Genomic DNA, 1,075 nt, shown 5'->3' with positions numbered 1-1,075 from the left:
AATTTGGCACTAGGAAACACATATTGCCAAATCCATAGCCGGTCATTTTTGCCGTACTTCCTAAGCAATTCGGCCGGCATATAAACACTACCATAACCTTCCTTTAAGTCAGCTTCATGCAATGCTTTTACGTCTTTCAAGTGCGCTTGCAATGGCCCTTGAATTTTAACAGGAAGCGGCACCACCCTTTCCTTATTTCCCTTGGCATTGCGTATGATAATTTGCTGATATGCAAAATCGATATCTTGAACCCTAAGCCGAACCGCCTCCATCAACCTTAGACCACAGCCATAGAGCAATGATACCAGTAGCAATTGAACCCCTTGTAGTTCGGCTAATATTTCGTTTACTTCATCAGTAGACAAGACAACCGGCAACTTCTGACGTTTTTTTGCCTTGACGTATTGGCTAACATCACCAAGCTCAAGATTTAAAACCATTTTGAAGTAAAAGACTATTGCATTCAGCGCAAGCGCCTGCGTTGAACTCGACACACCCTTATCAACAGCCAAAAATGAAAGATAGTCAATCACATCTCTGGCAGAGTTACCTTGGGTGTGACTATTAGAACAGAACTTTAAGAAGCGATTAACCCAATGGACATAAGTCTTTTCGGTGCGAATACTGTACCCCTTAGCACGCACCTGATAGATTAACTTCTCGACTTCTGGTGCATTTGCACTGCCCTCCAAGTCCATATTTTTGCTTCGACCTGTTACAACAGGCGTATTATTTCGCGCATTCGAGACATGATCAGCCTCCAACTCTTTGCACGACATTTTCCAATAATCCCAATCAACCTGCTTACAAAGGGGGGAATGAATACTTAGAAACAAACAATGAATCGCATCAACCACCTGACGCTTCCCCCCTGTGTCAGGATAGTTGTCGCCTCTGTTAATTTTTAATAATTGAATAGGAGGCGGTAAGAGAATATGAGTGAAGCATTATTCAAAAGAGTTTAAAGAAGCCATTGTTAAGAAGTGGCTTGAAAGTGGGTTATCATTAAGAACGTTTTCAGCCCAGGAAAACATAAACCTATCCACCTTGTATTCCTGGCGAGATAAATTTCAAT

The 1,075-nt window shown here is 41.9% G+C and carries 2 protein-coding genes; one reads left to right on the top strand and one right to left on the bottom strand.

All coding sequences use genetic code 11. The features are described from left to right. On the bottom strand, nt 1–857 hold an 857-nt coding region (locus tag A3757_RS02155), incomplete at its 3' end, for a phage integrase N-terminal SAM-like domain-containing protein (protein WP_156506112.1). Between the two features lie 82 nt (nt 858–939). Here A3757_RS02155 and A3757_RS28015 point away from each other — a divergent pair. Beyond that, nucleotides 940–1,075 (top strand): transposase (locus tag A3757_RS28015; RefSeq protein WP_156495124.1); only part of this gene is annotated, 136 nt, incomplete at its 3' end.

This window comes from Oleiphilus sp. HI0117, assembly GCF_001635235.1.
The sequence above is the reverse complement of the archived record's forward strand: the minus strand, read 5'-3'. Positions and strand labels throughout refer to the sequence as shown.